Raw genomic sequence first — 13,722 nt, forward strand, 5'->3', positions numbered from 1 at the left:
GCGTCGCAAGAAGCGGCGGGGATCTAGAGAAGTCTACGCGAAGTTGCCCGTTGCGGCGGACGCGATTCGGGTTTGCCCCGGCATGACGGCCGGGGTTTCGTTGATGCGGCGCAAACCGGGCCGCGGGCGGTGTGCGCCGGGCCCGCCGCGCGGCGGGTGGCATCCCGTCACGCGGCCGGCTGCCGGTCACGAGCCGGCATCGCGCCACAGCACCGCGTCCGTGCGGTACAGCGCCGGGAAGCGCTGCTTCAGCCCGGCGACCTTCGGCAGGTCGTTGAACGCGATATACGGCGCGTCGGGATGCAGTTCGAGGTAGTTCTGGTGATACGCCTCGGCCGGATAAAACCCCTTGTATGCCTCGACGCGCGTGACGACGGGCGCCGGAAACACGTGCGCACTGCCGAGCTGCGCGATGTACGCGGTCGCGACCGCGCGTTGCTGCGCGTTGGTCGGGAAGATCGCGGACCGGTACTGCGATCCTTCGTCGGGGCCCTGCCGGTTGAGCTCGGTCGGGTCGTGCGCGACCGAGAAGAACACCTGCAGCAGCCGGCCGTACGTGATCTGCGTCGGGTCGTAGACGATGCGAACCGATTCCGCGTGCCCCGTCAGCCCCGAGCCGACGAGCGCGTAGTGCGCGGTTTCGGACGCGCCGCCCGCATAACCTGCCGTGACCTGCTTCACGCCCTTCACGTGCTCGAACACGCCCTGCACGCCCCAGAAGCAGCCGCCGGCGAGCACGGCCGTCTCGTCGTGCGACGCGCCGGGCGTTTCGTCGAGCGTCGGTGCGGGTACGGTGCGCATCGGCTCGGCGGAATTGACGATGCGCTGGAAGCCGAACACGGCGGTGGCCGCGACGGCGATGGCGCCGATGCGGCGCAGCATCGCTGCGCGCCGTCGCGGCGTGGAATCGCGGGTGGGTGTCGGGTTCATCGTATGCTCCTTCGGAATGCGTTGTGGATGACGGTGCTCGGGTGGCGGCGTTGCCCGCGTGCGGCGCCCGCGTTCAACCGAACGTGAATGCGTACGCATCGACGCCGGGATCGAGAAACTCGATCGCGAACGTGCGGTCGGCGATCGCGCCGGACTGCCGGACGAGCTGGTACAGGCGCTGCCCGGTGACCGTGCCGTAGCCCTGCGCATCGACGTCGGCGCCGTGCGCGGCACCGGGCGCCGCGCCGTCGAGCGTCACGCGAAAGCGCACGGGCTGGCCGTTCGCGCCCGGGCCGAGCACGAGGTGCAGGTCGCGTGCATGGAAGCGGTAGACGATCCGGCCGGACGGCGCGGCGAGCGACGCACGCTCGGCGCCGACCTGCCAGGTGCCGGCGAGGCCCCAGTCGTTGAGATCGGGGCGGGCCGGCGCGTCGTAGCGATGCGCCGCGTCGCGCACGACGCCGCCCGGCGACGAGAAGTCTTCCGCGCGTGCATAACCGACATAGGTTTCGGGCGAGCGGACCTCCGCGGTATCCGCCGCCGCGAGCGCGCCCTTCGCGGGCGCACCGGCCAGCCCGAGCGGCACGTTCAGCGCTTCCGGATGGCCGGCTTCGGCGAGCAGCGACTGGATCGCGCGTTCCGACTGTGCGTATTCGCCTTCGCCGAAGTGGTGATGGCGGATGCGCCCTTGCGCGTCGATGAAGTAGTGCGCGGGCCAGTATTCGTTGCCGAACGCGCGCCAGATCGAATAACCGTTGTCGATCGCGACCGGGTAGTCGATGCCGAGGTCGTGCACGGCCTTTTTCACGTTGCCGATGTCGCGCTCGAACGCGAACTCCGGCGCGTGCACGCCGATCACGACGAGCCCGTACGGCGCGTACTTGCGCGCCCATGCGTTGGTGTACGGCAGCGTGCGCAGGCAGTTGATGCACGAGTACGTCCAGAAATCGACGAGCACGACCTTGCCGCGCAGGCCGGCCGCCGTCAGCGGCGGCGAGTTCAGCCACTGCACGGCGCCGTCGAGCGACGGCAGCGTGCCTTCGACGGGCAGCGCGGACGGCTTCACGTCGGCCGCGCGCATCATCGCACCGCCGGCCTGCGCGCCATCGGCAGTCGCGGCCAACATCGCACCGCCGCTTGCATTACCGGTCGTGTCGCCGGCAGCGTTGCCCGTGGCGGCCGTCGTTGCGGGCGCACCGTTCGAGCGTCCGCCGAGCCGGTCGATGAGCTTCGTCTCGAGTCCGCCGGTGGCGACGGTCGACAGTTGTGCGAGCGCGCCCGTATCGAGGCCGAGCGCAATCGCGCCGACGCCGGCCAGCAGCGTCGCGCCGATCCCGCGCCGGATCCATTCGCCGGCGCCGAGCGAGCGCTTCATCGCGGCGAACACCTTGCCGCCGATCACGAGTGCGACGGCGAGCGACGTCGCTGCGCCGGCCGCATACGCGACGAGCAGCAGCGTCGTGCCGACGTTCGCGCCGCGCAGCGCGGCGCCGGTCAGCACGAGCCCGAGGATCGGGCCGGCGCACGGCGCCCACAGCAGGCCCGTCGCGACGCCGAGCAGCAGCGACGACGCGGGGCCGGCCGGGCGGCCGTCGCGCTGCGCGAGTCCGGTGAGCCGGTTGCCGGCGGCGACGAGCGGGCGCGTCAGGTGTTCGGCGAAGCGCGGCATCAGCAGCGTCAGGCCGAACACCGCGAGCAGCACGATGGCGATCCAGCGGCCGACCTGGTTGGCCTGCGCGACCCAGCCGCCGCCGACGGCGGCGAGCGTCGCGACGACGGCGAACGTGAGCGCCATGCCGGCCAGCAGAGGCAGGCCGGTGCGCACGAACGGCTGGTCGGCGCGTGCGAACACGAACGGCAGCACGGGCAGGATGCACGGGCTCAGGATCGTGAGCACGCCGCCGAGATAGGCAAGGACGATGAGCAGCATGGTGCGTTCTCCAGTCGGTCGGGAGCGGGGCCGGATCAGGCGGCGGCCGGGTGGAAGGCGAGCGCGAGCCCGTTCATGCAGTAGCGCAGGCCGGTCGGCGGCGGGCCGTCGTCGAACACGTGGCCGAGATGGCCGCCGCAGCGGCGGCAGTGCACTTCGGTGCGGACCATCCCGAACGACGCGTCGGCGTTGGTGCCGACCGCGTGGTCGAGCGGCTTCCAGAAACTCGGCCAGCCCGTATGGCTGTCGAACTTGGTGGCCGACGAGAACAGCGCCAGATCGCAGCCGGCGCACGCGAACGTGCCGGCCCGATGCTCGTCGTTCAGCGGGCTGCTGTACGGCCGCTCGGTGCCGGCTTCGCGCAGGATCGTGTACTGGGCGGGCGTGAGCCGGCGATGCCATTCGGCGTCGCTGAGGGTGATTTCGTATGGGGTGGCCGTCCGCGGGGCGGCCGGCTGCGCGGCGAACGCGCGGCCGACCAGCGCGCGGCGGCCGGCGGACGACAGCGCCGCGAGCGTGGCGAGGCCGGTGGCGCCGGCGAACAGCAGATGTCTGCGGGTGGGCATGATGGGCTCCTGGAAGCAGGTCCTGAAAACATGCGCCTATCGTAGGCAGCGGCCGGTGTCGAAGTCCTCACGGAAAGTTAAATGAATTGTGATGTCTGGGTGTTCCGTCGAGGTGCGCTGGAATCCGTCGAAGCTCCAGCTGGCAAGGGCCTTCGAGCGGGTGAGCCGCAGATGCTTACCGAGCACCTGTTCGCGCCGCGATTTTTAGTGTCTTTTTAGTGTTCGTCGAGTGGCGCGGCGAATCCGGACTTTGGTTTGCCGATCGAATCGGACTGAGATACGAGCGTTGTTTGACTGCGGTCGCGAATCACATCGAGCGTCTGATGCGCATTGATAGACGGATGAATTTGCAAGCTATCGCGACCGACGCGTGGTGCGCGTGTGGACGCGGACGTTTGACAGTTTCTACGTAGAAACTTCAAGAAGCGACTAAGGACGTGCGCCGTTGTGCAGTGAAATGGCGACGCGATGCGCTCCGCCGAGGTGGTCCATTCCTAGGCAGGATCCGGCGGAATGAAGGGGAACATAGTAAGGGCTATGTTTCCCTTCATTTTGGGACAGGAGCCGGGCGATGAAGATCGGGGAATCCTACCGCCGTATCCAGCCCGCGGCATCGCGTCGGTCATCTCGGCGCTGCCACCGGCCTAGTAGCTCAAGATCGTTTCTCCGCGAACTCGAGCCCCGCCAAGGAGCCCGGAGTGCTCTCAAGTCGCTCCTCGCGCCGGCAGCGCTAACCGCGGCCTGCCGAGCACTTGAGTCGCGACCCGCGACGCGAACCGCAGTGTCAAGAAGCGCACACCACCACCAGCACGGGCAACGTCGAACTGATGAGCAGCCTCCGCGAAGACGAGGTGGTCGACTACAGATTCGAGAAAGTGCTGCGCGGCTACGATGCGGTGCGTGGCACGGTCAGGGGTGATGCGTTAGAGAACGCCATCGATGTCCTCAAGCCGCGGGGCACGACGGTTTCTCTGGTCGGTCCGCTGGACGCAGCATTCGCTCGCGCTCGACGACTGAACTTCTTCCTGACGTTCGTGTTCGGCTTGATGAGCCGCAAGATCACGCGCCTTGCGAAAAAGCGGGAAGTCACTTACTCATTCCTATTCGTGCGTCACCTGGGCTTCCGGCACAAGTTCGAGAACGAATGTCCTCAAGTGACGTTTGGGGCAAGATGCTTCAACGTTGCTTCTCGCAGTGCATCCGAAAGCTTGGGGTCGTCAACCGCACGCGCCAACAGTATCGCTCCGACCATCGTGGCTACGGTAACGAGCGCAGTTTCATGCGCGCCGGGTTGCCCCCAGTCAGGCGACTGGCGAGCAACAAGATCGATCATTTCCTTGATGCGTCGAGTGGATACACGCCGAACCTCGGGCGCCTGACGCGGCATTTCCGAGCCGAGGGCAACGACAGGGCACCCAAGCTCGGGGTTTTCGACGTGCTCTTTGGAAAGATAAGCACGGACAAGCGACGCCAATGCTTGTTCTGGGGGGGAGCAAGCCGCGATGCTAGCCGACGCGGCGAGGGCTTCCGCACCCGCGCGGTCCGCCGCCTCAGCCAACATCGCCTCGCGAGAAGCGAAGTGCGCATAGAACCCGCCGTGTGTCAGGCCCACTTCTTTCATGATGTCGGCGACACCCGTACCGCCGTAGCCGCTGCGTCGGATCGCGCGCGCGGCGGCTTCGACGATGCGTTGGTGGGTCAGTTCTTTGCGTCCGGGTGCGGTTCGTGGCATGGCAACAGCTGCGTGTTGATATGATGTGCATCATATATCAGTTCCGCGTCCGAACGTGGATCAACGGGCGCCCCCGTCTCGGATCGTCGGGCGTCCTGCCGACGCTCCCGCTCGCCGGGAGGGTAAAGCCCCATGCCGTGGGGCCGAACGAGCAATCCGGCCCGGGATGCCTGGTCGTGTCAGGTCGCTCTTCGCTTACGTGTCGGCGCGGTCGATTCGACTTCCTGCGTGCTCGCCCGCATGCCTACGACGCGGCTCGTGGCGGCCTCGACGCTTGCGCGCGTCGCGCCGAGGCCGACGACCAGGTTGTTGCACATCGGCACCAGGATCTCCGAAGGCGGATCCGCCACGTCGGCAAAGTGACCCGCCAGCTCGAGCGTGACGAATCCATGCACCGCGCCCCAAAGTTGCAGGCCGATGTGAACGGGATTGGTTTGCCGCACGCACCCGGTTTCCACCAGACGAGCGCATGTATCGACCAGAAGGGCGAATGCCGCCTTGAACGCTGGCGAATGTACGCTCGGGACCGCGCTCGCGCCGACCCGAGCCGGACCATATCTGCTGTGAATTGAGAGGCCGAACATCAAGTCGTACAAATGCGCATTGCGTCTCGCGGCATCCCGGTGCGCCAGCGCCATCGCGCACAGATCGGCCAACGGATCGTCCGTTTTCGGAACCTGTTCGAAGGCGGCGGCCAGCCTTCGGAGCCCCTCGTCGGCAACGGCCCGAAGCAACTCCGGAACACCGCCGAAGTAGTTGTAAACACCCATCGTCGACAGGCCTGCTTCGTTCGATACCGAGCGCGCCTTGACTTCGGAGGGCCCGTTCGTCGCAAGCAAACGAATCGTTGCTTCGATGAGACGGGTGCGGACATCAGGGTTTGACCTATCAGTGGACATATTGCGGAGGCCTCATAACGAAGTTATTCTACCAAATAACGAAGTTATAGGCAGTGACCTCGAGCGGGCAAAAGGCTGCATGGACGTCATGCCCGTTACGCAGCCATCGATGACAGATAAAGCAGCATTGGCTTGGTATTAAGTAATGCGAAACGGTAGGGAAGAACGCTTGAATTCGCTGTGTCGGCGCTTTCCCTTCGCGCAGCCAATGCGACGCTGAAGGCTGTCATTGTCTGCCACGTGGAACCAGCGGCGAATGCTTGCAACAGCGCGAATTTCGATCATCGAATCGAAGCCGCCTCGAGAGGCGCGTGCCGTGATCGACCCACGAAGAGCGTATCGGCTCTTCAAGTTTCAGAGGATTCGGAGATGAAAATGACACCTGCGATGCCCGGGCGCCTCGATATCGAAGCCCGAGGCACCGTATTGATCGTGCGGCTGGACGGCGGTCCGCTGGGGCTGATGGGACTGAACATGGCCAACGCGCTCGCCGCGCTGGTGGACAAGGTGGAATCTGACGATTCCGTCAAGGCAGTCGTCCTGACAGGAACGCATCCGGGGCGATTCATCGGCCACGCGGACGTTCGCTGGCTGCAGGAGGGTGGCAAGAGCATACCGGAAGTGGGGCTGGGTCTTGCCTCCGCGATCGCGCGCGCTTCCGCCGCAGTTCGACGCGTGCCTCCGCTGGCGGCCGTCGCCTCCGTCACGCCGATGGAGGGCGGGATGCAACTGGATGCATTGCACGACACGTTCCTGCGGATGAATCGGTGCGGGATCATCTTCGTTGCCGCGCTCAACGGGTCGGCGCTCGGCCTGGGCAGCGAGCTTGCGCAGGCGTGCGACGTCCGCCTGATGGCGGATGGTGATTTCTTCATCGGGCAGCCGGAAATACTGCTCGGAATCAATCCCGGCGGCGGCGGCACGCAACGCCTGACTCGACTGGTGGGCGCCCATCGCGCCCTCATGATGATGCTCGAGGGGCGCCCGGTGCAGCCGAGAAAGGCGCTCGAAATCGGCCTCGTTGATGAAGTGGTATCGCCCGACGAACTACTCGATCGGGCCGTCGAACTTGCGCGATACATGAGTTCCCGTCCACGTGACGCAATCGCAGCGATCAAACGGGCGGTGTACCTCGGCGGCTCCATGTCGCTTGAGGAAGGCCTGCATGTCGAGCGCACGGAATTCATTTCTATCTCGCCGACCGAGACCGCGCAATCCTTGATGGTCGAATACCTCGAGCGTACCGCTCGCGACGGTGATCTGCCGTTGTACGACCCGGCCGTCTACAAGGAAGCGCTCGAGAGCGGCCGTTTCCCTTTGCACAGCAATGGTTCAAAACAATGAGCACCCTTTCAATCCCACAGACGCCTCACCGGTTCACGCGCCGGGAAGTGCAGTTCGTCTCCGGCGAAACTTACTGCACGGCGTGGCTCTACCTGCCGGTCGGCGTGAAGCGGCCGCCGGTCGTCGTGCTCGGGCACGGGCTCGGCGCGGTTCGAGAAATGCGTTTGGATGCCTATTCCGAACGGTTTGCAGCGGCAGGCATGGCCGCATTGGCGTTCACGTATCGCTATTTCGGCGACAGCGGCGGCACACCCAGGCAACTGATGTCTGTGAAACGTCAGCTTGCCGACTGGGACGCGGCACTGAATTTCGTCAAAGGGTGTGCCGACGTCGACGGAAACCGCGTCGCGATCTGGGGGAGTTCGTTCGGCGGGGGGCACGCCATTCGCGTGGCCAGCCGTCATCCCGAACTGCTGGCAGCGATTAGCCAGTGTCCGTTTACAGACGGTCTGGCCTCCGCGGTTGCGTTGGGCGTGCGGGCATCGATGCGCATGACCCCTGTCGTCATGCGTGATTTCGCGGCGAAGCTGTTTGGCCGTCCGCCCGTGATGGTGCCGATAGCCGCCACGCCCGGCCAGCCGGCATTGATGAACGCACACGATGCGCTGTCGGGTTATCTGGCGCTGGTGCCCAAGGGGTTGAAGTTCGTCAATCACGTATCGGCGAGAGTGATTCCTGAAATTGCGACTTACCGGCCCGGACGCTCGGCTGCGAAGGTCCGGTCGCCCATCCTGTTTTGTGTCAGCACGACGGATACGGTTACTCCGGCGGATCGGACCATCGCGCTGGTCAAGCACGCGCCGCGCGGCGAAATCAAGCTGTACGGTGCCGGACATTTCGACTTCTATCTGGGCGAGCCCTTCGAACGCCTGGTGTCTGACCAGGTTCGCTTCTTGACCGAACACCTGCTCGGATCCTCGGCGCGCTGATTCGGACGCCAAACGTACCCAACTACCTAGAGAGAGCAAAGATGCGCTTTTCCAAACTTCCCGACCTGCGCGCGGCGTCGGCGCCCGACGCGCCATGTATCGCGGATGCCTCTACCGCCCTGTCCAACAGGGAGTTTCACGCCCGGGTCGTCGAGGCGGCAGAGGTGTTCGCGAATCTGGGCGTAGGGGCGGGAGACGTCGTCGCGGTCATGCTGCCGAACCGGGTGGAGTTCGTCGTGGCGATGTTCGCCGCATGGCGTCTGGGCGCTGCAGTCACGCCTGTCAAGCCCAGTCTGACGAGCAAGGAGGCCACCCATCAAATCGTCGATTCCGGCGCGAAGCTCGTCATCGACGTGGCCGGTGACGAGGTCGTTCCCGGTATTAATTCCGTGGCGGTTGCAGCACTGCGGAGGGTAGCGCGCGACACCCGGGAGCCGTTCGACAATCCTGCGGCACTGGCATTGCTGATCTACACGAGCGGCACGACCGGCCTACCCAAGGGCGTGATGCTGGATCATGCCAACGTCGAAGCCATGTCGGAAATGGGACTGCGCTCGCTCGACGTCACGTCGGCGGACCACAGCATGCTGGTTTTGCCGCTGTTCCATGTCAACGGCATCATGGTCAGTACCCTCATGCCGCTTCTCGCCGGTGGCCGCGTCATGCTGCGCGAGCGGTTTGACATCGACACATTCTTTGACGATGTCGAGCGATGTCGACCGACGTTCTTTTCCGGCGTACCGACGATCTACGCGCTGCTCAACGCGCTGCCAGACCATGTCAAACCCGACACGTCGAGCCTGCGGTACGGGATCTGCGGCGCGGCACCCGCGCCTGCGGATCTACTGAAAAGCTTCGAGACCCGCTACGGGTTTCCGTTGATCGAAGGGTACGGACTGTCCGAAGGCACCTGTGGCTCGACCATCAACCCGTTCGACGGCGTGCGCAAGGCCGGTACGGTTGGCCTGCCTTTCGCCGGTCAACGGATTGCGATCGCCGATCCGGACGGAACGCACTTACCGCAGGGTTCGACTGGCGAAGTGCTGATCCAGGGCCCCAACATCATGCGCGGCTATCTCGGCAGGCCCGAGGAAACGGCGAAGACCATTGTTGACGGCTGGCTGCACACGGGTGACATCGGGCGTATTGACGAGGACGGTTACCTTTCCATCGTCGGACGCTTGAAAGAGATGATCATTCGCGGCGGCGAAAACATCTATCCGAAGGAAATCGAAGACGCGTTGTCCGAATTCCCGGGCGTGCTCGAAGCGGCGGTGATCGGCGCCGCCGACGAGACGTTCGGCGAAATCGTCATTGCCTACGTCGCATCCCGCCCGGGATTCACGTGCGTGGAGGCCGAACTACGGGAACACTGCGCGGTCCGTTTGACGCGCTACAAGCGACCCGTGGCGATCAACGTCGTCGACAGCCTCCCCAAGAACGCGGTGGGGAAGATCGACAAGCTGAAGCTGCGCGACATGTGGTCGACCGCCAGCAGATGACCCTGCCTGGCAAGCCGGGAACGGCGCTTGCCTCGAGAGGGAACGCGCCACAGGCGCGTTGACGATCACCGCGACCGTGGTAACCCGGCCCGCACTCTGTCCGACACGTGTTATCGCGCTCCTTGCCGCACTGTTTCTGGATATCCGACCGATGAAAGAGCCTATCGACATGAAGACGCACTTCACCGTGGCGCACGACCGTCGAGCGCCGTGGCCGCCAGTTGACGCCCGCAGTCCGGACGCCCGACCCTCGATCTTCGTGACAGGCGCAGCTTCGGGGATCGGCCGCGCGTGCGCCGAGCTGTTTGCGCGGCACGGATGGTTTGTCGGCCTGTACGACATCGACGCGGACGGCGCAGCCACAGTCGCTGCCACCCTGGGCCAGCGCAATGCAGTTTCTGGCGCACTGGACGTGAGCGATCCGCAAGCATGGCAGCGAGCGCTTTCGTCATTCTGGACGAGCAGTGGTGGACGGCTCGACGTGCTGCTCAACAACGCCGGAATACTCACGTCCGGGCGATTCGAGGACGTACCGTTGACCCGACACTACGCGATGCTGAACGTCAACGTCCGGGGCATGGTTACTGGCTGCCATAGTGCGTTCCCGTATCTGCGAGAAACGCCACGTTCCCATGTCATCAATATCGCTTCGGCGACTGCGATCTATGGCCAACCGGCGCTCGCGACCTACTCGAGCACCAAATTCGCCGTGCGTGGATTCACCGAAGGGCTCGATCTCGAGTGGGCCGAATTCGGCATCCGCGTGAGCGATATCTGGCCGAGCTTCGTCAACACCGCGATGGCTGACGGCTTCAACCAGCTCCATAGCGCGAAATCGCTCGGGATTCGGCTCGTGCCGGCCGACGTCGCGGCAACCGTGTGGGCCTGCGCGACGAGCAGAAGCTTGTTCCATCGAACTCACTGGACCGTCGGCTTGCAAGCGGGAATGCTGGCGCTCGCCACGCGACTCGCGCCGTCCGCACTCACGCGGTGGGTCGTCCGGCGCATTGCGCAGTGAGCGGAACCTCGATCCGGTGCTCGCGCGTCGATTCGATTGCATTCGCGTGGCCGACAACACGTTGAGGTTCGAGGCCGGATCGTGGATGTCCCGGATTGCCTGCCGGGAAAGCAGCGCCCGATGAAACATGGAGAAGGGGAATTTAATTTGATTAGCACTACATTCGATTACGACTGGATTGTGATCGGTTCAGGATTCGGCGGCAGTGTTTCGGCGCTGCGCCTGGCGGAGAAGGGCTATCGAGTTGGCGTAATCGAGCGCGGCCGGCGCTTTCGCGACGAAGACCTGCCCGAATCCGCGTGGCAACTCGGCAGGTTCCTGTGGGCACCCATGCTCGGCCTGAAGGGCGTCATGCGCATGCGCGTGTTTCGCCATGTGTTCTTTCCCAGCCAGTCGGCGGTCGGCGGCGGCAGCACCGTCTACGGTGGCGTGTTGTACCGTGCCCGTCGGCGCTTCTTCGACGATTCGCAGTGGCGAGAACTCGGTGACTGGGAGCGACTGCTCGAACCGCACTACGCGGTGGCCGAGCACATGCTCGGCGCCAGGACCGTGCCGTTCGACTCGACCAATCAGCGTTTGGCACGGGAAATGGCGCGGCACTTCGGCAAAGAGGACGGCTTCGTTCTCTCTCCCACCGGGGTGTATTTCGGAGAACCGGACAAGACTGTCAAGGATCCGTATTTCGGGGGAGAAGGCCCTGATCGCACCGGTTGCACGCGCTGCGGCGCCTGCATGGTGGGATGTCGGGTCGGTGCCGTGAATACGTTGACGAAGAACTACCTGTGGTTCGCAGAGCGGCTCGGCGTGCGGATCGCAGCCGAGCGCGAGGTCGTCGACGTGAGTCCGCTGAGGGCCGCCGACGGCAGCGACGGGTATCGTGTGGTCACGCAACGCCCCGGCGCTTTACTGGTCCGCCGGGATCGCAAGGTGCATACCGCGCGTGGCGTGGTTTTTGCGGGCGGGACACTGGGGACCAACGAGCTGCTTGCCACCTGCAAGCTCAGCGGCTCGCTGCCGCGGATCAGCAACCGCCTCGGCGAGCTGGCGCGCACCAACAGCGAGTCGGTGCTGAATGTCCGTCTTCCCAAGGATCTGAAGACCTGGAACGACGTCACGGCCAGCAGCAGTGTGCGCCTGGACGACGATACCCAGATCGAGTTCCTCACGTATGGCCGCCACGCCGACCTCATGGGCCTGATGTACACGGTCCTGGTCGGCAACGGCAATCGCCTGACCCGGCCGTTGAAATGGCTCGCCAACATCGCCCGGCATCCGCTGCAGTGGCTCAGGACGTTGTGGCCGGCGGGATGGAGCCGCCACATGGTCACGCTGCTGGTGATGCAGGCGCTGGACAACGCGATCGTGCTGCGCGCGAGGAAGCGGTGGATAGGGCGGGGTTACCGCCTCTCAACCGAACAGAATCGCGACCGCCCCAATCCGACGTACATCGAAATCGGCAATCGGGCAGCCCAATGGCTGGCCAGCCGCACCGGCGGTGTTGCTCAAAGCAACGTTCTGGAAGCGCTGGCCAACATCCCGACCACTGCCCATGTGCTGGGCGGCGCCGTCATCGGCGCAAGTTCCGCGTGCGGCGTGGTCGATAGGCACATGCGCGTGTTCGGATATCGGAACTTGCTGGTATGCGACGGTGCGGCAATGCCGGCCAATCCCGGAGTCAACCCGGCATTGACGATAACGGCACTCGCCGAGTACGCGATGGCGCAGATACCGGCAGCGAGCCCGGAGCAGCTCGATGGATCGTCCGAGCGCGAGGCCGCGCGATGAACGAAGTCGCCGGATGAAGCCGGACGTGTCACGCGTGGGCTTCGCGTGACGTGACTCACCGAATCGGATCGTCGATTGTCATCGAAAGTTGATCGGCACATTCACCGAGTGTCGTGCGATGGCAAACCACGGCAAAAAATTGCGGACGCATGTCGATGCGCGCTGGATAGCGCCGGCCGGCCAACCTCGCAATCGCCGTGCCGCTTCACTCAATCAGTCACATATGCCAAAACCGGAGGAGACAGGATGTTGAAGAATGGAGCTTTTGCAATTACCGCCGTGCTGCTGACGACCACGACTGCGCACGCGCAGAGTGCGGGAGACCTCGTCGTGAACGCCGGCTGGTTTCACTTCGCGCTGCAGGATTCCAGCCGACCGCTCACGGTTTCCGCATTCGGCACGAGCGCGACCGTTGCAGGCACTGGCGCGTCGGTCGACGATTCGGATACCTTCGGGCTCACCGCGACCTACTTCATCACCGATCACATTGCCGCAGGCGCCGCGCTCGGCATACCACCGAAGTACCGGCTGACGGGCACGGGATCCCTCAGTGCGCTCGGCCGGATCGGTTCTGCATACGAGTGGAGCCCGGCGCTGCTACTGAAGTACTTCTTCAACGATGCCACGAGCAAATTTCGTCCTTACCTTGGCGCGGGCGCGTCGTACGTCTGGTTCAGCGGAGTGAAACTGGAACCTGCGACTGCCAGCGGTGCTTTCCTGTATTCGCCGACGTTCGGTCACGCGCTGGAAGGACCGACCACCGCAAGGCTGAGCAGTTCGTTCGCGCCGGTTATCAATGCGGGACTCAGCTACAACATCAACAAGCACTGGTCGGTCGATGCATCGCTCTCCTATATGTGGCTTTCTTCCAGGGCCACGCTGACGACGCAGTCGCCGCGTGGCGTCGTGACCAGCAGTACGAAGCTCAAGCTCAATCCTGTCGTTTCGTTTGTATCCGTCGGGTATCGGTTTTGATGATCACTCGTGTCGTACGAGGCGGGGACACCCCGTGTCCCCTACCGCATGAATCGAGCGCGGAAAGCGAGCGGCAGGCTCGTGCCGGTCGTGGTGCGGCATGCCGATGAAA

11 protein-coding genes and 1 pseudogene are annotated in these 13,722 nt (G+C 64.7%); 7 read left to right on the forward strand and 5 right to left on the reverse strand.

Annotated features, from left to right (window positions below; translation table 11 throughout):
* Positions 1-186 precede the first annotated feature (186 nt).
* From msrA to msrB, 3 genes are all read right to left on the reverse strand, one after another.
* The gene (gene msrA, locus ABD05_RS30415; protein ID WP_047903916.1) at positions 187-930 is read right to left on the reverse strand and encodes a peptide-methionine (S)-S-oxide reductase MsrA; all 744 of its coding nucleotides are present in this window, start codon (positions 928-930) and stop codon (positions 187-189) included.
* Between the two features lie 73 nt (positions 931-1,003).
* Positions 1,004-2,860, reverse strand: a complete 1,857-nt coding sequence (locus tag ABD05_RS30420) for a cytochrome c biogenesis protein DipZ (RefSeq protein ID WP_047903917.1) — start codon at positions 2,858-2,860, stop codon at positions 1,004-1,006.
* A 35-nt stretch (positions 2,861-2,895) separates the two neighbouring features.
* Positions 2,896-3,426: a peptide-methionine (R)-S-oxide reductase MsrB gene (gene msrB / locus ABD05_RS30425; protein ID WP_047903918.1), complete on the reverse strand. Its 531-nt coding sequence runs from the start codon at positions 3,424-3,426 to the stop codon at positions 2,896-2,898.
* Positions 3,427-4,223: 797 nt separating this feature from the next.
* Here msrB and ABD05_RS36980 point away from each other — a divergent pair.
* A pseudogene (locus ABD05_RS36980) lies at positions 4,224-4,538 on the forward strand (zinc-binding dehydrogenase); the annotation flags it as partial.
* 38 nt (positions 4,539-4,576) lie between these two features.
* Here the strand turns inward: ABD05_RS36980 and ABD05_RS36985 are convergent.
* The gene (locus tag ABD05_RS36985) at positions 4,577-5,158 is read right to left on the reverse strand and encodes a TetR/AcrR family transcriptional regulator (RefSeq protein ID WP_082146290.1); all 582 of its coding nucleotides are present in this window, start codon (positions 5,156-5,158) and stop codon (positions 4,577-4,579) included.
* Positions 5,159-5,337: 179 nt separating this feature from the next.
* Complete coding sequence (locus ABD05_RS30435) at positions 5,338-6,057, reverse strand: TetR/AcrR family transcriptional regulator (protein WP_047903920.1); 720 nt, start codon at positions 6,055-6,057, stop codon at positions 5,338-5,340.
* Between the two features lie 375 nt (positions 6,058-6,432).
* Between ABD05_RS30435 and ABD05_RS30440 the strand changes: the two genes are divergently transcribed.
* From ABD05_RS30440 to ABD05_RS30465, 6 genes are all read left to right on the forward strand, one after another.
* Complete coding sequence (locus ABD05_RS30440) at positions 6,433-7,401, forward strand: enoyl-CoA hydratase/isomerase family protein (protein WP_053060040.1); 969 nt, start codon at positions 6,433-6,435, stop codon at positions 7,399-7,401.
* Complete coding sequence (locus ABD05_RS30445; RefSeq protein WP_047903921.1) at positions 7,398-8,330, forward strand: alpha/beta hydrolase; 933 nt, start codon at positions 7,398-7,400, stop codon at positions 8,328-8,330. Before ABD05_RS30440 ends, ABD05_RS30445 begins: the two co-directional genes overlap by 4 nt.
* A gap of 41 nt (positions 8,331-8,371) precedes the next feature.
* Complete coding sequence (locus ABD05_RS30450; RefSeq protein ID WP_047903922.1) at positions 8,372-9,832, forward strand: class I adenylate-forming enzyme family protein; 1,461 nt, start codon at positions 8,372-8,374, stop codon at positions 9,830-9,832.
* 151 nt (positions 9,833-9,983) lie between these two features.
* Positions 9,984-10,850, forward strand: a complete 867-nt coding sequence (locus ABD05_RS30455) for an SDR family oxidoreductase (protein WP_238594208.1) — start codon at positions 9,984-9,986, stop codon at positions 10,848-10,850.
* 120 nt (positions 10,851-10,970) lie between these two features.
* Entirely contained in the window at positions 10,971-12,635 is a 1,665-nt protein-coding gene (locus ABD05_RS30460; RefSeq protein WP_047903923.1) for a GMC oxidoreductase, read from the forward strand.
* Between the two features lie 246 nt (positions 12,636-12,881).
* On the forward strand, positions 12,882-13,610 hold the full coding sequence (locus ABD05_RS30465; RefSeq protein ID WP_047903924.1) for an OmpW/AlkL family protein: 729 nt from the start codon (positions 12,882-12,884) through the stop codon (positions 13,608-13,610).
* Positions 13,611-13,722: the final 112 nt, after the last annotated feature.

Origin of the sequence: Burkholderia pyrrocinia (assembly GCF_001028665.1) — a bacterium.
GTDB lineage: Bacteria > Pseudomonadota > Gammaproteobacteria > Burkholderiales > Burkholderiaceae > Burkholderia > Burkholderia pyrrocinia.